Origin of the sequence: Streptomyces sp. NPDC096046 (assembly GCF_040303285.1) — a bacterium.
Classification (GTDB): domain Bacteria; phylum Actinomycetota; class Actinomycetes; order Streptomycetales; family Streptomycetaceae; genus Streptomyces.
Window position 1 is genome coordinate 129,436 of record NZ_JBEOSZ010000016.1, and the last position, 16,469, is coordinate 145,904.

Annotated in this window: 12 protein-coding genes and 3 pseudogenes; 8 read left to right on the top strand and 7 right to left on the bottom strand. The window is 71.9% G+C overall.

Going from position 1 to position 16,469, the window contains the following annotated elements; genetic code table 11:
* Positions 1 to 242 precede the first annotated feature (242 nt).
* Together ABTX62_RS16840 and ABTX62_RS16845 are read left to right on the top strand one after the other, a co-directional pair.
* A pseudogene (locus ABTX62_RS16840) lies at positions 243 to 407 on the top strand (3-keto-alpha-glucoside-1,2-lyase-like domain-containing protein); the annotation flags it as partial.
* 224 nt (positions 408 to 631) lie between these two features.
* Positions 632 to 1,030 (top strand): thiol-disulfide oxidoreductase DCC family protein, encoded by a 399-nt coding sequence (locus tag ABTX62_RS16845; protein WP_352116864.1) that lies wholly within the window; start codon positions 632 to 634, stop codon positions 1,028 to 1,030.
* Between the two features lie 121 nt (positions 1,031 to 1,151).
* Here the strand turns inward: ABTX62_RS16845 and ABTX62_RS16850 are convergent, their stop codons facing one another.
* From ABTX62_RS16850 to ABTX62_RS16865, 4 genes are all read right to left on the bottom strand, one after another.
* Positions 1,152 to 2,189 (bottom strand): SPFH domain-containing protein, encoded by a 1,038-nt coding sequence (locus ABTX62_RS16850; RefSeq protein WP_352116865.1) that lies wholly within the window; start codon positions 2,187 to 2,189, stop codon positions 1,152 to 1,154.
* Between the two features lie 4 nt (positions 2,190 to 2,193).
* Positions 2,194 to 2,625, bottom strand: coding sequence for an NfeD family protein (locus ABTX62_RS16855; RefSeq protein ID WP_352116866.1), 432 nt, complete (start codon positions 2,623 to 2,625; stop codon positions 2,194 to 2,196).
* A 421-nt stretch (positions 2,626 to 3,046) separates the two neighbouring features.
* A complete protein-coding gene (locus ABTX62_RS16860) occupies positions 3,047 to 5,623 on the bottom strand; it encodes an FtsX-like permease family protein (RefSeq protein ID WP_352116867.1) in 2,577 nt (858 codons plus the stop codon).
* On the bottom strand, positions 5,623 to 6,411 hold the full coding sequence (locus ABTX62_RS16865) for an ABC transporter ATP-binding protein (protein ID WP_502997965.1): 789 nt from the start codon (positions 6,409 to 6,411) through the stop codon (positions 5,623 to 5,625). The genes ABTX62_RS16860 and ABTX62_RS16865 overlap by 1 nt, the downstream gene beginning before the upstream one ends.
* A 318-nt stretch (positions 6,412 to 6,729) precedes the next feature.
* Here ABTX62_RS16865 and ABTX62_RS16870 point away from each other — a divergent pair, with 318 nt between their 5' ends.
* The 3 genes from ABTX62_RS16870 (at position 6,730) to ABTX62_RS16880 (ending at position 9,023) form a co-directional block, all read left to right on the top strand.
* Entirely contained in the window at positions 6,730 to 7,977 is a 1,248-nt protein-coding gene (locus tag ABTX62_RS16870; RefSeq protein WP_352116868.1) for a sensor histidine kinase, read from the top strand.
* Positions 7,949 to 8,635 carry a response regulator gene (locus tag ABTX62_RS16875; protein ID WP_352116869.1) on the top strand — a complete coding sequence of 229 codons (687 nt, stop codon included), beginning with the start codon at positions 7,949 to 7,951 and terminating at the stop codon, positions 8,633 to 8,635. Before ABTX62_RS16870 ends, ABTX62_RS16875 begins: the two co-directional genes overlap by 29 nt.
* 97 nt (positions 8,636 to 8,732) lie before the next feature.
* Positions 8,733 to 9,023, top strand: a complete 291-nt coding sequence (locus ABTX62_RS16880) for a hypothetical protein (RefSeq protein WP_352116870.1) — start codon at positions 8,733 to 8,735, stop codon at positions 9,021 to 9,023.
* A gap of 168 nt (positions 9,024 to 9,191) precedes the next feature.
* Here ABTX62_RS16880 and ABTX62_RS16885 read toward each other — a convergent pair whose 3' ends face one another.
* The gene (locus ABTX62_RS16885; protein ID WP_352116880.1) at positions 9,192 to 10,136 is read right to left on the bottom strand and encodes a helix-turn-helix domain-containing protein; all 945 of its coding nucleotides are present in this window, start codon (positions 10,134 to 10,136) and stop codon (positions 9,192 to 9,194) included.
* A 122-nt stretch (positions 10,137 to 10,258) separates the two neighbouring features.
* Between ABTX62_RS16885 and ABTX62_RS16890 the strand changes: the two genes are divergently transcribed.
* Entirely contained in the window at positions 10,259 to 11,782 is a 1,524-nt protein-coding gene (locus ABTX62_RS16890; protein ID WP_352116871.1) for an alpha/beta hydrolase, read from the top strand.
* Positions 11,783 to 12,127: 345 nt separating this feature from the next.
* Here the strand turns inward: ABTX62_RS16890 and ABTX62_RS16895 are convergent.
* Positions 12,128 to 13,474, bottom strand: a pseudogene (locus ABTX62_RS16895) (phytase).
* 401 nt (positions 13,475 to 13,875) lie between these two features.
* Here ABTX62_RS16895 and ABTX62_RS16900 point away from each other — a divergent pair.
* Positions 13,876 to 15,000: a class I SAM-dependent methyltransferase gene (locus tag ABTX62_RS16900; RefSeq protein ID WP_352116872.1), complete on the top strand. Its 1,125-nt coding sequence runs from the start codon at positions 13,876 to 13,878 to the stop codon at positions 14,998 to 15,000.
* Here ABTX62_RS16900 and ABTX62_RS16905 read toward each other — a convergent pair.
* Positions 14,937 to 15,449 (bottom strand): hypothetical protein, encoded by a 513-nt coding sequence (locus ABTX62_RS16905; RefSeq protein ID WP_352116873.1) that lies wholly within the window; start codon positions 15,447 to 15,449, stop codon positions 14,937 to 14,939. The two genes, ABTX62_RS16900 and ABTX62_RS16905, sit on opposite strands and share 64 nt — an antisense overlap.
* A gap of 401 nt (positions 15,450 to 15,850) precedes the next feature.
* Here ABTX62_RS16905 and ABTX62_RS16910 point away from each other — a divergent pair.
* Positions 15,851 to 16,352: pseudogene (locus ABTX62_RS16910) on the top strand (GNAT family N-acetyltransferase).
* The last annotated feature ends 117 nt before the right edge of the window (positions 16,353 to 16,469 follow it).

The window sequence follows — 16,469 nt, forward strand, 5'->3', positions numbered from 1 at the left end:
CCTCCGGAGTCATGCACACCCAGTCGCGGCCACCCTGCTCATCCACTCGTCGTCACCGCCCCTCCCCCGGGCCCACCCCCGGAATGCTTCCCGGGATCAAGTGCCGCCCACCCATGATCAGTTCCACCATCGGGGCATGTCCGAACACCCGGGTCCGGATGGCCCACGAGCCGCAGCCGTCACGGCCCGCCATGGTGCGCGGACCGACCTTGAACCCATCGACGACAAAGTATGGACATGACAAGCAAGAGTCTCCGCGGGTGACGGTCGTGTGGAACGGCACGAAGGTCCACGACGACCTCGCCCTCGACAGACCCACCGCCTCGGGCCGGTCCGGGACACCGGCGGCGGGAGCGATACGGCTCCAGGACCACGGCAACAAGGTCCGCTTCCGCAACATCCAGGTGCGCCTCTGCGGTGAGCCGTCACCGACAAGGTCCGGCACCGTGGACAGCGGGGGGCCGGTGACGTCGGCAACCGGCCCCCTGCGCGGAGCCCCAGCACCCTGCCGGGCGTGGCTCCCCCTCCGGTTGTCCGACCGTCCACCCGGGCGCGCCACGGCGGCCCTCCCCGCCCCGTCCGGCCCGCGCTCCATGAGCCGGACCGGCCGCGGCTGCGGCACGATGGAGACGTGCGGATGCGACCAGTGCTGATCTTCGACGGGGACTGCGGCTTCTGCACCACGTCGGTGGGCGTCGTCCAGCGTCTGGTGCGGCCCCGGTGCGAGGCCGTGGCATGGCAGCACGCGGGTCTCGCGTCGCTCGGCGTCACTGCGGAGCGTGCCCGGTACGAGGCCCTGTGGGTGACACCCACCGGGCGGGCGTACGGCGGTGCGCAGGCCGTGGCGAGGATCCTGCTGAGTGGGGGCGGCGTGTGGTCCGTCGTGGGAGCGGTCCTGACTCTGCCGCCCGTGCGCTGGGCCGCGCACGGCATCTACCGCCTGGTGGCCGCCAACCGTGGGCGACTGCCGGGAGGGACGGCGGCATGCGCGCTCCCCGGAGCCAGGACGCGCCGGGAGCGGTCCGCATAGTCCCCGGCGCGCCGCGTGCCCCGGAAGGTCGGGGAGCGTGACGGGCGAGCCAGGCGGTGCGCCGCGCTGGAAACGGCCGACGGCACGGGCGAGTGGCGAGTGGCGAAGACGCCGTTCGCCGTCAGCGACGGGGGTGAGACGGGAGGCCGTCGAGGTTGGCTCCCTCGGCCTCGGCCGCGTCGGCCAGGGCCTCGGCAGCGGCCTCCTCGGCCTGGGCCTTGTCGCTGGCCGCCTGGGAGACCATGTCGTCCGGGGGCTTCTCGCGGGTGGCCGACGACTGGGGCAGCACCTCGGTGAAAGCGCGGGACACGCCCTGGAGCGCGGCGGTGATCTCGCTGGGGATCACCCAGAAGTTGTTGCCCGAGCCTTGCGCGAGCTGGGGCAGGGTCTGCAGGTACTGATACGCGAGCAACTTGGGGTCGGGGTCGTTGCGGTGTACGGCCTGGAACACCTCGTCGATGGCCCGGGACTGGCCCTCGGCCTGGAGGATCGCGGCGGTACGGTTCCCTTCCGCGCGCAGGACGGCGGCCTGTTTGTCGCCTTCGGCGGTGAGGATCTGCGACTGGCGCTGCCCCTCGGCGCCGAGAATCGCCGCCCGCTTGTCCCGCTCGGCCCGCATCTGCTTCTGCATGGCGTCCTTGATGGACTGCGGCGGGTCGATGGCCTTGATCTCCACCCGGTTGACCCGCAGCCCCCATTTTCCGGTGGCCTCGTCCAGGACTCCACGCAGCTGGCTGTTGATGGTGTCCCGTGAGGTGAGGGTCTTCTCCAGGTCCATGGACCCCACGACGTTGCGCAAGGTGGTGACAGTGAGCTGCTCGACCGCCTGAAGGAAATTCGCGATCTCGTAGAAGGCCGCTCGCGGATCGGTGACCTGGAAGTACAGAACGGTGTCGATCTCGACGACGAGATTGTCCTCGGTGATGACCGGCTGCGGTTTGAAGGAAACCACCTGTTCCCGGAGATCGATCACCGGATGAACGCGGTCGATGTAAGGGATCACGAGGCTGAGGCCCGGATTGAGGGTCCGGTGGTAACGACCGAGGCGCTCGACATTGCGAGCGCGTGCCTGGGGCACGATACGGACCGCTCGCACCACGGTGAAAACCGCGATCAAGGCGACGATCAGGCCGGCGATCAAAAAGGCCGAGGTTTCCATGGTTTCAGTCCCGGGGGTAGACGATCGCGGTGGCGCCGTTGATCTCCATGACGTCGACGGTCTTTCCGGCGGGAATCACCAGCGTCTCGTCGTAGGCGCGGGCCGTCCACTCCTCACCGTCGATGCGGACCCTGCCCCCCAGGCCCGTTACCTCTGAGACGACATAGGCACCCTTGCCGACCAGTGCCTCCACGCCGAATCTCGTCGTCTGGGGCTGGAGTACATGGCGCAGCGCCAGGGGGCGTACGAAAATCAAGGTGACGGTGGCCACGAGGGTGAACACCAGGAACTGGAACGGCAGCGGCAGCCCGACCGCGGCGGACCCCGCAGTGACCAGCGCGGCCGCACTGAGCATTCCGAGCGCGGCAGTGAGGGTGAAGATTTCAGCCGCAGCCAATACCGCTGCGATGATCAACCAGATCAGCCATGGATCCATTGCGTGCCTCTTCTGACCGGTGTGGTTGCGGAAGGGCCTGACCTCCATCATTGCACCCTGATACGGCACAGCCGGGATACCCCCCGGAGACGGGAACCCAGCCGAATGACCGGAGACCTGCCCGTGCGATATGGATTCCGAGCAAGCTGCTTCGATCTTTGGGACCGTTTTACCCACGTGGAAAGATCCGTGAACCCGCTCGAAGCGGTCAGGCCGAGCGCGGAGGCCGTCCGGGCCAGGCGGGGGGTGCCGTGATCGCCGGCAGGGCCCCGCCACGCCTCAGGCCCGACGCGCCGCCGAGCATGGCCCGGCTCCGCTGTCCGCCGTGCTCACGGCGCGTCCGGACCGCGTGGCCGCCCCGGCCCGTCACTGACACGCATCCCGCGTGCGCCCCGGTCGCTCCCCCGCGGTCACTCGCTCGTCACTCCTTCATCCCGATGGCGTCCACCGGACGGACACGGAGCACCGAGCGGGCGGGCAGCATCGCCCCGGCCATGGCCAGCAGCGCCGTCGACCCGACGATCGCGAGCCAGCCCAGCACCGGCACCGTCGGTATCGGTGTGCCGGTCAGCGCCAGCGCGACCAGAGCCAGCGGCGGCACCGACAGCAGCGTTCCCAGCAGCCCTCCGACGGCTACCACCGTGAAGCTCTCGAGCCGCACCATGCCCAGCACCTGCGACCGGCTGCCGCCGGTCAGCCTCAGCAGCGCGAACTCCCTGCGCCGGGACACGGTGTTCATCGCCTGGGTGTTGACGACGGTGAGAGCGGTGTAGGCGATGATGACACCCACCACCACGTAGTTCACCCACGCCATCGCGCTCTGCTCCTCGACCCGGGCGTCGGCCGCCAGTGCTCCGATCGGCTCGGCTCCCGGATAGGTCCGTGCCAGAGCGGACAGCCGGTGCGCGACGTCGTCGGAGGCACCGGGATCCGACCGGATCAGCACCGACTGGTCGACGCCCGCCGTGGTGTGGGACAGGAGCAGGTCGTGGTCGAAGGTGAGGTCGGCGAAGCCGAGTCCCCTGCCGTACACGGCGATCACCTCACCGGTGAAGGGCGTTCCGTCCCCGAGGTACAGCCGCGCCCGGTCCCCGACGTCGAGCCCCAGCCACGAGGCGGCCGTGGTGCTGAGAGCCACCGTGTCCGGAGCCAGAGCCGACAGCTTCCCCCTGCGTTCGTCCAGGTCGACGGTGGCGGACAAGGCCGACGGCTGGAGTCCCTGCGCGCTCAGGGAGACGGCTTCCTCCGTGCCGAGCAGCGAACCCACACCGACCGCCTTGGACCGCACCACACCGGTGGCGGCCGTCACCCCCGGCAGTTCGGCGGCCCGGTGCGCGAGCTCCGGAGACATCCCGGTGGGAGCGGCGAGCACGTGATCGGCGACCGTGCCGGAACGGATCTCATCGGTGGACCGGCTCAGCTGAGTGGTCTGGGTGAAGACGACGGTCGCCGCGAAGGAGACGGCCAGGACGATCGGGGTGACCGCGGCCGCCGTCCGGGCGGCACGGGCACGTGAGTTGGCCGCCGCGAGCCAGCCGGTGACGCCGGTCCGGTCGAGGAGCGGGGCGAGGAGGGCCGTGGCGGTGCGGCTGATCAGCGGACCGAGGACCGCGGCGGCGATCACGAGCAGCAGGACGAGGGAGTTGGCCAGACCGACCAGGGTGAGGAAGTCGGCGCGGAAGCCGAGGCCGAGACCCAGTACGCAGACGGCCGGCGCGAGCAGGACACCGCCGGTGATCAGACGGCCCCTGCCGAGGCGCGCGGGATCGGCGGAGGCCTCGCGCAGCGCCTCCGTGGGGCGGACGCGGGCAGCCCTGCGGGCGGCGACGAGGGCCGCCGCCCCCGCGATCAGGACCGTCACGCCGACGGCGGTGAGGAACGGGAGCGGGCCGACGACCGGCCGGAAGTCCGGCGGCACCAGGCCGCGTCCGGCGAACTGTCCGCTCAGCCAGTGGACCACCCCGACGCCGAGAGGGCAGCCGAGCACGCCCGCGACGAGACCCGTCACCGCGGACTCCGCCGTGATCATGCGGTACAGCTGCCCCGGCGTGGTGCCGATCGCGCGCAGCAGGGCCATCTCGCGATGGCGGTGGCGGACGGCGAGGGACGTCGTGGCGCACAGCACGAACACGGCCACGAGCAGCACGTTGCCGCCGATGGCGGTCGCCAGCTCCACGAGGTTGGCCGCACCGACCGCGATGTCGGTGAATTCCGCCTCGCCGCGTTCGTCACCCGTGTACACCGCCGCGCGGTGCCCGGCCAGCACCCGTTCGACGGCGGGCACCACCTGCGAGGACGGTGTACCCGGCGTGGTGAACACGCCGAAGGCGTCGACGGACGCACCGGACAGGGGTGCCAGCCGCTGCATCGCGGCCCCGGAGGCGTAGAGCACCGACTGCCGTGGAGTGCGGTCCCCGTCGAGGGCCACCAGTCCGGCGACCTTGAAGGTGAGCGGAGTGGACGAGGTCATGAGCCGTACGCTGTCGCCGGTCCGCAGCCCGGCCCGGGCCGCGAGACGGGTGTCCAGGACGACCTGCTGGGCACCTTGCGGCGCGTGCCCTTCGGTGAGGCGGAATCCTCCCAGGACTCGGCTCGACCAGGTGTGCGCCTGCGGGACGGCCCCGTTGGCGCCGGTGACGGCACGGTCCGCGTCCGGCAGACGGACCGTCACGCGGCGGTCGGGCACCACGGAGGCGACACCGTCGACCGCGGCGAGATCGCGGGCCAGGGAGGCGTCGAGTCGTGGTCGTTCGAGCAGCGGCTGGGAACTGCGGTACTCGGATCCGTCGGCGGACCTCACGTCGAGGTCGACGGCCTGACGGCCCGCGACGATCAGTGGGGCTCTGTCGTACCGTTCGGGTGGCAGGACGGAGCGCAGCCCTGATTCCAGGAGTACGCCGCAGGCGCTGACCACGGCCGCACCGAGCAGGAGCGCGGTGAACGTGGCGGCGAAGGCCCCCGCGCGGGCGCGCAAGGTGGCCAGGGCGATACGCAGCATCAGCGGGTCCTCCGCAGCTCGGTCATGACGCTCTTGACCTGAGCGGCGGACGGCGCGTCCACACGGCGGACCACGCGTCCGCCGGCGAGGAAGACGACCTGGTCGGTGCGCTGGGCGGCGACCGGGTCGTGCGTGACCATCACCACGGTCTGGTGCAGGTCGGTCACCGCCTGCCGGAGCAGCGCGAGGATGTCGTCGGCCGTGTCCGGGTCGAGTGCGCCGGTCGGCTCGTCCGCGAAGATCACTTCAGGGCGGGTGATGAGGGCGCGGGCGACGGCGACCCGCTGCTGCTGCCCGCCGGAGAGTTCCGAGGGGCGGCGGCCGAGCAGGCCCACGAGTCCGACCGCGGCCGTGACACCGCGGACCGAGTCGTGGTCGGTTCCCTCTCCGGCCAGCCGCAGCGGCAGGGTGATGTTCTGCTCCACGGTGAGCGACGGCAGCAGGTTGAAGGCCTGGAAGACGAACCCGATACGGGTCCGGCGGAACCGGGTGAGCCGCCTCTCGTCCAGCTCGCCGAGGTCCTGCCCGCCGAGCCGCACCGTTCCGGAGGTCGGCCGGTCGAGCCCGGCGGCGCAGTGCAGGAAGGTGCTCTTCCCGGAGCCGGACGGGCCCATGACTGCGGTGAAACCGCCGGCGGCGATGCCGGTGCTGACGTCGTCGAGTGCGACGACCGCGGACGATCCACGGCCGTACTTCTTGGTCACCTCGGTCAGCCGAACGGCGGTTGCTGACGGATCGATGCCGACGGGGGCGCCGGGTTGCGCTTGCCGACTGTGTGCTCCGAGCATGTGGGACCTCTGGGTCGTCGGTGGGTGAGGGGTCCTTCCAGTCCACCGGCGTCCGGGGTCCGGAGCCTCCGTCCTCACGTCGAATCACACCCTCCGCCCGGCGGGTGAGGAAGACGACCGCTTCCACCGGCCGGACGAGACCGGGTGGCGTCCCACCACGCCATGCGCGACGCGTCTCCTCCTCACGGAGGAGGCCGGGAGGAGGAAGGGGGGCGGCGGGAGTCAGACCTCAGGGTGGGGGACCGGATGAGCAGGCCCTTTACCGTGGGGGGCATGAGAGAACCGGGGTCACTCGCAGGCCGCCAGGTGCCTGCCGCGGTGACGGACGTGACTCTGGCCGTCCTGGCGGCGGCCGCGTGCCTGGCACTGCCGCAGGCGATCCCCCCGGACGGTGTCCCGCTGCGACAGCCGGACCAGTGGTGGCTCGTCCTGGTGCTGTCGTCCACGCTGCCCCTCGCCGTGCACCGTCGTGCGCCGCTGGCCGGGCTGCTGGTCATGGCGGTCGGGGCCGGGACACTGCAGTACCTCGACTACATCCCCCAACTCGCCGGGCCGGAGGGCACGTCGATCGGCCCCACCTACCTGTCCGTGGCCATCGCCGTGTATCTCACGGCCGTGCGGGGCGCGCCCCGCGTGACGGCCCTCGTGGCCACCGTGTTCATTCCGCTCAGCGCGCTGACCGAGGCCTTCCTCGCGCCGCGGGGGCACCGGCTCGCGGCGTCGCTGACCGACGCGGTGCTCCTGCTGGCGGCGTGGGCCCTGGGCCGGCTCTCTCGGGCCCGGACGGCCGTTCGGGACGAGGCCATGCAGCGCGCCGCGGCCCTGGAACGCGAGCAGGCCGCCAACGCACGCGCCGCGGTGATGCAGGAGCGCGCACGGATCGCCCGTGAACTGCACGACATCGTGGCCCACAACGTGAGCCTCATGGTGGTGCAGACCATCGCGGCCGACCGGATCCAGGACCGGTCGCCCGACAAGGCCCACGAGTTGCACGCCGCCGTCGAGCAGACGGGCCGGGACACCGTCACCGAGCTGCGTCGGCTGCTGGACGTGCTGCGCACCGACGAGGAGGAGGAGGGCACACCGTCCAAGGAGCCGCCCCAGCCGACGATCGACGCCCTGCCCTCCCTCGTCGCGGCCGTACGGGCCACCGGTCTGGACGTCGACTACGAGGTCTCCGGCTCCGGGGTCGCGCTGCCCGCCGGGTACCAGCTGACGGTGTACCGCATCGTGCAGGAGGCGCTCACCAACACCGTCAAGCACGCGGGCGCGACGCGTACCCGGGTGCGTCTGGTGTGGGAGGAGGAACCGGAACGGTTGCACGTCCGCGTGTGTGACGACGGACCGGGCGACGCGGCGGGGACCTCCGTGCCCGGATACGGTTCCGGTCATGGTCTGCTGGGGATGCGGGAGCGGATCGCCGCGACGGGCGGCACCCTGCACACCGGTCCTCGGCCGGGCGGCGGCTTCTGCGTCCACGCCGTGCTGGACCCGCCCGACACCGACGGCCCGGCGAACAACGGAGGAACGGGGCACCATGCGGTCCATCAGCGTGCTGCTGGCTGACGATCAGCCGATGATCCGGACCGGTTTCCGGTTCATCCTGGAGGCCGAGCCGGACATCGAGGTCGTCGGAGAGGCCGCCGACGGCCAGGAGGCCGTCGAGGAGACGCGGCGGCTGTCACCGGACGTCGTCCTCATGGACATCCGCATGCCGCGAATGGACGGGGTCGAGGCGACCCGTCTGATCGCCGAGAGCGGGCTGCCCGGCCGGGTCGTCATCCTGACCACGTTCGACCTCGACGAGCACGTGGTCGACGCCCTGCGGGCCGGGGCGAGCAGCTTCCTCGTGAAGGACGGTCCCGCCGATTCCCTGGTCTCGGCCATCCGCACGGTCGCCGTCGGCGAGGCCGTGCTCGCTCCTCGGGTCACCCGGCGTCTGCTGGAGCGTTTCGCCGGCCTGCCGTCGGAGTCGCCGCCGCCCGTGCCGCCGCGCCTGGACGTGCTCACCGGCCGCGAACTGGACGTGCTGCGGATCCTGGCGCGTGGTCTGTCCAACGCGGAGATCGCCGTCGAGCTGAACATCGGCGAGACGACGGTGAAGACGCATGTCGCCCACATCCTCGAGAAGTTCCGCCTGCGTGACCGCGTGCAGGCGGTGATCCTCGCCTACGACTCGGGGCTGGTCTCCCCGCGTCCGGCCCGTGGATCCGAACCGTTCTGACCCGGCAGGACCGGGCCTCGCGCGGCCCTGAGTCCTCTCGTCCTCGTACGCCGCCGCGACCCGCGGCGTGTGCCCGTCACACACAAGGGAGAGTGTCATGGACACCCTGACAGGTCTGCTCGTCGTCCTCGTGGGACTGACCACCATCGCGACCGTGGAGAGCCGGGCCCGTCGGCTGGACCGGCTGATGGCCCGTCTGGACCACAAGCTCGGTCTCCTCATGAACCACCATGGCGTGCCGGACGACGACCCCGCCCTCGCGGAAGTGGCGGCCCTGGTGCGTGCCGGACAGCACGTCCCAGCGATCAAGAAGTACCGCGAGGCCACCGGCGCCGGGCTGGTGGAGGCCAAGCAAGCGGTGGACGCCCTGAAGGAACAGCGGCAATGACGTCACGTGTCAGGTGATCGCAGGTGGCCGGGGGCCGGGCGAGGAGCCGGAGATGTCCGGCCGATGTACTACCCGGGGCTACGCCCGTGGCTTCCCGGTGCGCCCGGGCCGAGCGGACAGAGCCTTCGCGGGCGGCCGGCGTCCGCCGGGTGCCTCAAGGGGCGTGACTCACGCCCCTTCGGCGTTGTCCCGCCGCAGCGCCGCGCGCAGCCAGTCGTCCGCGGAGCCCGGAGTCGGCCGCGGGCGGCCGCCCGGCGGAGTCAGGACGGCGGCGGCGAGTTCCCAGTACCGGTCCAGGCGCGGCTCTGCCGACAGCCGGGCCGCCAGCGAGCGGCGGAAGTCGGGGGTGTCGCGGCTTCGGTAGGCGCTCGCGTATGCGGCGACGTAGGCGTCCAGCGCCTCGCCGGGATGCGGGTCGCGTGCCCTGCTCAGGAGGGGGGCCGCGAGTTCGAAGGCTTCTGCGAGGCCCGCGTACAGCAGGGCGGCGCCGCCGGCCCCCGCCACTCGGTGCACCTCCGGCTGGGGCTGCCGACCGCCCGGGCAGGGAGCCGTCGTCATGGCGTTCAGCCGGGCGAAGGCGAGTACCTGGGACGGGTGCGGTTCGTCGGGCGGCTGGGGGACGGCCACTTCCAGGAATACCGCGGTTGCCTGACGCGGCATCCGTGGTGGCAGCCAGGCGCGCCAGAACCTGGCCAGGGGTGCGGTGCTCGGCGGGGTGCTCAGCGTGCTGAGCAGCCTCAGCCGACCGGCGCGCTGAGCCGGCGGGCAATCCCGCACCAGGTGGAGTGCCGCTTCCCGCCAGCGCAGGATCTTCACCTCACTGCCGAGCTCACGCAGGCGGCCGTCGACGGCGTTCTCCAGTGCGCGGCCGGTCGCGTCTTCGTCCTCGAGGATGCGGCGTATCTCGGGCAGGGGCAGGTCAAGGCCGCGCAGGGAGCGGATCAGCTGCAGGCGTTCCAGTGCCGGGCCGCCGTAGCGGCGGTGTCCGCCACTGCTGCGGGCGGCTTCGGGAAGCAGGCCCTGGTCGGAGTAGAAGCGGACGGTCTTCACGGTGGCACCGGCGCGTTCGGCGAGCTCTCCGATGCTCCACAACGGCTCGTACGACGTGGACAGTTGAACCTCCCTCAAGGGGAGTTCCTACGGTACCGGTGCGGGGGCCGGGCACACGCCGCGGCCCGCGGACGATGACGTACGCGACGGGCGCGGCGTCATGGGGCGGACCCGGGGAGGGCTTTGTGCGGGTGTTCATCTTGGTGGCGGGTGCGTTCACCGGGGCGCATGTCTGGCAGGAGACGGCCGCGCGGCTGACCGCGGCGGGCGGCGCGGCGCACGCGGTCCCGCTGACGGGCATCGACCCGGCCCGGCCCGCCGCGCCGGAGCACGTCGGTCTCGAGACGCACATCGATGACGTGATCGCGGCGATCGACTCGGTGGACGTGACATCGGGGCGGGAGATCGTGCTCGTCGGTCACGACTACGGGATCCATCCGGTGCTCGGCGCCGCCGATCGGCGGGCCGAACGTGTCACGCGCGTCGTGTACCTGGACTGCGGGATGCCGCAGAACGGCGTTCCGGCGCTGGCCGCCGTGCCGGACCAGGCACTGCGCGCGCGGCTGGCCGAAGGCGCCGAGGCAGGCGGGTCCCAGGGTGTGCTTGCCGCACCGGCCCGTGACGCATGGGAGCGCTGGGGCAGTACCGCCGGTGTGGGCGAGGCGGCCCTGGGCCGGCTGACCGCCCTGGCGGCGCCGCAGCCGCTGGGTACCCTGTTCCAGCCGCTGCGGCTGACCGGAGCGGTGGCCGCGGTCCCCGTCACGGGCGTGCTGTGCGCCGAAAACGGCGCCAGTATCGGCATGGTGCAGAGGCTCGTCGACTTCGGGGACCCCGCATCGGCCGTCCTGACCGAGCCTCAGGTCACCTTCTTCGAACTCCCCACCGGTCACTGGCCGATGCTGTCCTGCCCCGCCGCACTGGCAGACGTCCTGCTGCGGGCCGCGGCCGGTGAGGGGCACCGCCTGCGGCCGGCCGGTGACGACGCGCCGGCGCCCGCCCACCTGCGGCCGTTCCCGCTGGACGTGCCGGAACTGCCTCGCGACCGCCGAGGTCGTGTCGATCTGTACGTCCCCGACGGCGAAGGGCCGCGACCGGCCGTGATCTTCGTGCACGGCGGACCGGTGCCCGCCGGAGCGCGGCCACGCCCGCGTGAGTGGCCGACGCTGGTGGGCTACGCCCGCCTGGCCGCCGCCGCGGGCATGGCCGGCGCGACCCTCGACCACCGCCTCCACGACATCGCGGACTACGAACGTGCCGCCGCGGACATCGCCGCCGGGGTGGAACTGGTGCGTGCCGACACCCGGGTGGACGCCGGCCGGATCGCTCTGTGGTTCTTCTCCGGCGGGGGCCTCCTCATGACGGACTGGCTGACCCGGCCCCCCGCATGGCTGCGCTGCCTGGCCGCTTCCTACCCGGTCCTGGCCCCTCTTCCCGCGTGGGGGATGTCCGGCAGTCGCTTCCACCCGGCCGGGGCGATCGATCAGGCGGGGACCCTGCCCGTCGTCCTCCTCCGCGCCGGGCGGGAGACGCCCGAGATCGCCGCGACCGTCGACGCGTTCGTGACCGCGGCCGAGGACGGCGCGGTGCGACTCGAACTGGTCGACGTCCCCAACGGCCACCACGGGTTCGAAACGCTCGACCCTCCAGAGGAGACGCGCCCGGCCCTGCATCATGCGATGCGCTCGGTGGTCACCCACCTGACCAGATGACGCCCCGAGGGTGTCGCGGTCGCGCGAGCGATGGGTTCGGGGCTGCCGTCAAGGCGGTGGCGAAGGGCGGTCGGCGGTCCCGGCTGCGGTCTTCCCCCTCAAGGGTGGTGGTGCCAACTCCACCCCTCTGAAGGGGGCGACCGGCAGGCACTGCGCCACCTCAGGAGTGTCGGCGAGCCACTGAGCGCCCCGGCCGGAGGCTGACCCCGCGGGCGGTCCGGCCGCGTTCGCCGTCTCCCGGCCGGCGGACGGGACCTGAGGGGACCGGGGCCCCGGCATCGGAGGTCCGGCTGCCGGGTGGCCGTGCGCCACCCGGCAGCAGTGAGGTTTGTGCGCGAATCGGGTCTACAGGTCGGCGGCGTCCACCACGTCGCGCAGGTCGACGAACTTGAAGCCGGTCGCGGTGCGCGAGCCGCCCTCTCCGTCGGGGACCTCAGGGGTCTCGTGACCGTCCTGGACGACCAGCAGGCCGTTCGGGTAGCGGCTGCCGAGCGGTGCGTTCAGGACGGCGGCGCCATCGCACTCCTGGGACCCGTCGAGGGTCGCCGAGGCCGCGCCGACACGGAAGCCGCCCTCGTACTCGTTGTGCTCGCTCACCTCACGGTCGTACAGGGCGAAGGTGTCGTCGCCCTGGCTGGAGGCGAAGAGATAGCCGTCACCGTCCCGCTCCTGAAGCAGCGTCAGTCCCTCGACGTCCGCGGAGAGCCGCTCGCCTCCGAAGCCGGGGTCGGCGCCGGCCGTGCACTCCTCGGTCGCCTCGTCGTAGACGCCGGGGACGCCGTACTCGCGGACCTTGTCCACCAGGACCGGCTCGCGGGTCAGGTCGGCGCGCATCCGCCAGATGCCGATGTCCTCCTGGCCGGCGTAGAGCGTGCCGGTGGCGGGGTCCACCACCATGCCCTCCACCTGCGGGAGTTCGCCGGGCTCCGTGCAGGGGGACCAGGTCGTGCCGTTCGGCAGGCGGAAGGACGCGGGCAGCTCGAGCGTGCGGACCTTCCGGTAGGTGACGGTCCCGCTCGCGGTCGGCGTCAACTCGACCAGCGCGAGGCGGGTCCGCTCCCGCTAGCTGACCAGGGCGTAGGTGCGCCCGGTGGACTTGTCCTGCCAGGTGGCGAGGCCGTACGCGGTGCGCTGTTCGTTGATGTCGGCCTGGTCGGTGGAGAAGACCGGGGCGGCGGCCGGGTCGGTGATGTCGGTCAGCGGGCCGCCGGGCCTGGACGGGTCGATGCGGAAGATCCGCAGGCGGTCGTTGCCGCGGTCGCTGACCACGGCCACGTCGGCCCGGCCGGTGGGGGTGCGCAGACCGGTGACGACGTCGACGTTGTTGTACCGGCCCGGTGCGTCGTCCTCCGCGGGCGGACGGGGCGCGGGCAGCGACTGCACCAGGCGGGCGCCCAGGTCGTACACCCGCAGTCCGCCCTCCTTGGCGGTCGCGATGACGAGGCTGCGGCCGGGGTCGGCCGCGTTGCGCCAGATCGCCGGATCGTCGGCGTCGGAATGGCCGCCCGCCTCGTCGTCGTAGAGGGCGGGGGTCTCGCTGACGGGTGTCACCGTCGGCAGGCTCCCGCCGTCGGCCCTGGCCGGGGCGGGGGCCGACAGGAAGAGCACGGCGGTGGACAGGACGAGGGCGGCGGTTCTGTATCCGGTGCGGTGTGTTCTCACAAGCGCCTCCTTGATCGACGTCGTGGACATGCCGATGGTGCGGGGAGAACTTTGCGCGCAGGAGGCCGCTTTCTGTACGCGTGATCACGGAAGGGCCGACTGCACGCCAACTGCCGTTCAGCGCACAACGGTAGGACACGCCGGGAAGCCGGTGCGGTGGACGCCGGTACGGCGTCGGTACGGGCGTCGGGCCGCACGGAGAACCGGGGCCCAGCCGGTCCGGGACTGGCGAAGGCGACGCACCACCGCGTCACCGCGATCTCCGGCAACTCGGTCACGTGTCCGCAGCCTGTCGGGGGGCGCAGCCTGCCCGGCGCACCGTGCGGTCGCGGGCCGACCATGCCCGAGAACCCGCTGAAATACGGGCGTAGCATGACAAACACGGCTCGTCTCGGTTCCGTGCCTCAGCCGTTCCGGCGGAAGGAGCCCTCATGTCCACGCCTGAATCTCGCGAGACTCCCCCGGACCGTGCGAGGCAGGAGGCCTTCGCCGGTGAAGTCGTGGACGTCCTGAACAAGGGCGCGCTGGCCCTGCTGACCAGCGTGGGTCACCAGTGCGGCCTGTTCGACACCATGGCCTCGCTCCCACCGTCGACCAGCACGGAGATCGCCGAGGCGGCGGATCTGGACGAGCGGTATGTGCGCGAGTGGCTGGGCGGTATGGTCGTGGGCGGATTCGTGGAGTACGAACCGGGAAGCCGGCGCTACACGCTGCCACCCGAGCACGCCGCGTCGCTGACGACCGCGGCAGGCCCGGACTGCCTGGCCGGGATGATGCCCTACATCGCGCTCATGGGCGAGGTCGAGCAGCAGGTCGTGCGCAGTTTCCGCGAGGGCGGAGGCGTGCCCTACTCGGCCTATCCGCGCTTCCAGGCCCTTCAGGCCGAGGAGACAGCCCGGGTCTACGACCAAGCGCTGGTCGACACGATCGTGCCGCTGGTGCCCGGACTCACGGAGCGGCTGCGCGACGGCATCGATGTCCTCGACGTCGGCACGGGACAAGGACATGCTCCTCTCGTGCTGGCACGGGCCTTCCCTGCCAGCCGCTTCCACGGCATCGACCAGTCCGAGGCCGGGATCGACGCCGCCCGCTCACAGGCGGCCCACTCCGGGCTGGGCCACCTCCACTACACCCTCGGCGACTCGACGGAGATCAGCGGCACCTACGACCTCATCACCGCCTTCGACGTGATCCACGATCTGGCACGGCCGGCCGAGACGCTGGAGGCGATCAGGCGGGCTCTGGCCGAGGACGGCACGTTCCTCATGGGTGACATCGCCGCCTCCAGCAAGCTGGAGGACAACATCGGCCACCCCTTCGGACCCGCGCTCTTCGGCTTCTCCGTCTTCTACTGCATGACGACCTCTCTCAGCACCGGCGGAGCGGGGCTGGGCACGGTCTGGGGGCAGGAGACGGCGGTGCGGATGCTCAGGGAAGCCGGCTTCGGAGACGTCGAGGTCACCTCCGTGGACGGCGACCCCATCAACGCCTACTACATCGCCACCCTGCCCGGACGGCTGGGGAGTGCCGCATCCTCTTCAGCCGGCGATCTGTGACGGCCCGGCGGCGGCGGACGAAGGGGCACGGCTCGGGCGGCGCCGTCCACGAGCTCCCGTGCCCGGCCGCGGTCCGGCGGGGCGGATTCGTCGGGGAAGAGCCGGTGCAGGGGCCGTACGAGCAGGCGGGTCAGCCGCCACGCGACGAGCACGGCCGCGACCGGCAGGACCATGCGCAGCAGCCCGGTGGCGGGAGCCGGCGGCGCGAACACGCTCAGCAGGAGGCCGCCCCCGACGCTCAGGAACCAGGCCACGGCCGTGAGCGTCGAGACGGCCACCGCCACGGGTACGCCGTCCATGCCCCAGGCCCGGAGGTTCGCGTCCGCGTCGAAACTGCCGGCCGAGGTGAAGCCCGCGGCGACGAGGAACCAGAAGCACAGCACCACCACGAGGGCGGCGGTCAGAAGAATCGTGGGCGGGCCGGTGGCGACCGAAAGCAACATCCGCATGCCCTACCCCCCATCCCGTCCACACCGCCCGTCGACCACGCTCGGCCCAGCGCCGCTCGCTGTGCTGTCCGGTGCCGGACACCTGCCGGTGTCCGGCACCGGGATCCCCCGTAGTGCTCCCCGCGGCCCATCCTGCATCGCGGACGGATGACCGCGCATTGCAGCTTTCCGGCAAGGTTGGCCGCGGTCTGCCTGCCGGTCGGCCGCCAGGAAACCGTCAGCGGCATGTCGAACTCACCCTCGGAATATCGGAGTTGGAGATTCCTGAGGTGTGTCCATGCTGCAGACCGCGGTGATCGGCACACACCCGCTGAACCGGTCCGCGGCGGCTCTCTGACGTGCGGGTACCGCCGCGCGTCGACTTTCCGGCGCGGACCGGGGACCCAAGGCTTCTCTCGCGCATGCGTAACATGCTTCCTATGCAGTCGCTCATTACGCCCGTGCGGGGTGGAACCGTGGTACGACGGGCTGTCGCCCGGGACGCCAAGCGGCTGACGCGCCTCGTGCGCGGCTCGCGTGCCTACGAGGGTCAGTACGCGGCCATGGTCGCGGACTACCGCGTCGGACCCGACTACATCGAAACGCATCAGGTCTTCGTGGCGGTCGAGGGCGATGAGGGCGCGGGCCGGGTGCTCGGTTTCTACTCGCTGGTCCTCACCCCGCCGGAACTGGACCTGCTCTTCGTCGAGGACGGGATGCAGGGCCGCGGCATCGGGCGACTGCTCGTCGAGCACATGAAGTCCGAGGCGCGCACGGCGGGGCTGGACCGTGTCCGGGTGGTGTCGCACCCTCCGGCCGAGGGTTTCTACCGCAGCGTGGGCGCACTGCATACCGGGACCGCCCCCGCGAACCCGGTATGCAGTGGCCTGGGACCGGCCCGAGCTGGAGTTCCCGATCCCGTGACCGCCGCGGGGTCCCTCGCTGTCTAGTGCCGCGGCAGGCAACGTTCGCCCCGTCGCGACGCCCGGCACGCACTCTCGCCGCACCGGGCGCAAGCCCAAGTACACCCAGTACGAGGGC

Bases quoted from the DNA above. Each gene is read 5' to 3' on its own strand.
- ABTX62_RS16850 (WP_352116865.1), bottom strand. From the start codon at position 2,189: ATGGAAACCTCGGCCTTTTTGATCGCCGGCCTGATCGTCGCCTTGATC.
- ABTX62_RS16855 (WP_352116866.1), bottom strand. From the start codon at position 2,625: ATGGATCCATGGCTGATCTGGTTGATCATCGCAGCGGTATTGGCTGCG.
- ABTX62_RS16860 (WP_352116867.1), bottom strand. From the start codon at position 5,623: ATGCTGCGTATCGCCCTGGCCACCTTGCGCGCCCGCGCGGGGGCCTTC.
- ABTX62_RS16865 (WP_502997965.1), bottom strand. From the start codon at position 6,411: ATGCTCGGAGCACACAGTCGGCAAGCGCAACCCGGCGCCCCCGTCGGC.
- ABTX62_RS16875 (WP_352116869.1), top strand. From the start codon at position 7,949: ATGCGGTCCATCAGCGTGCTGCTGGCTGACGATCAGCCGATGATCCGG.
- ABTX62_RS16880 (WP_352116870.1), top strand. From the start codon at position 8,733: ATGGACACCCTGACAGGTCTGCTCGTCGTCCTCGTGGGACTGACCACC.
- ABTX62_RS16900 (WP_352116872.1), top strand. From the start codon at position 13,876: ATGTCCACGCCTGAATCTCGCGAGACTCCCCCGGACCGTGCGAGGCAG.
- ABTX62_RS16905 (WP_352116873.1), bottom strand. From the start codon at position 15,449: ATGCGGATGTTGCTTTCGGTCGCCACCGGCCCGCCCACGATTCTTCTG.